This window comes from Intestinirhabdus alba, from assembly GCF_009711095.1.
In the GTDB taxonomy this organism is placed as follows: domain Bacteria; phylum Pseudomonadota; class Gammaproteobacteria; order Enterobacterales; family Enterobacteriaceae; genus Intestinirhabdus; species Intestinirhabdus alba.
Map to the genome: position 1 here is coordinate 1 of NZ_WMJZ01000132.1, position 655 is coordinate 655.

Sequence of the window (655 nt, forward strand, 5' to 3'; positions counted from 1 at the left end):
AGAGCACGGCACGCAGGGGCATTTTATCGTGAAGGCGGCGGATTACCTGGTGCCGGGGAGCGGCAACAGCCTGCCGCTGGAAACGCCGGATTTTAAAAAGACCGATACAGCGCCTGTGGCAGGTAAAGCTAAAGGCCCGGCCAAATGGTGCAGTGAATAACAGGGAAGAAAAGTCATGGCTGTAAAACAAATTAAATTCAGTTATCCCGTACCGTCGAATAAAAATGGCGATACGTTCTCTTCAGCAGAAGCGCTGACGGAAAAGCTGGCAGAAGAAAGCTCCGGATTGTACCTGGTAGGGAGCCAGGGAATGTGGCACGGCGGCATTCATCTGACCGATGCCACCCTGCCCTGGTGCGCCCTGAGCACGGAGAGCGAGGCCGAGAAGGCGTATTATAAGGACAGGCCCCGCCGGGGAGAGCAGTTTATTCGCTGTATGGCGGACGGGGAGATCGTGGCGTGGCGCGTGTGCAGGAACTATGCGGGGGCCGCCATTGAGTGGCGGGGCGAAAAACTCTGCCTTTCAACCTCCTTTGTGCTGGTGAAGCATGAGATACAGCCGGGTGAGAGCGAGGCGAGCAGGCTGACGTTTTTTACGCTGTACATGAATCTGGCACCGTTTGACGCTTATCAGCAACAGGGGGGATTCCGGGAC

General features: G+C 56.5%; 1 pseudogene. It reads left to right on the forward strand.

Annotated elements, in window-relative coordinates:
- Positions 1-175 precede the first annotated feature (175 nt).
- Positions 176-655, forward strand: a pseudogene (locus GJV78_RS22730) (hypothetical protein); the annotation flags it as partial.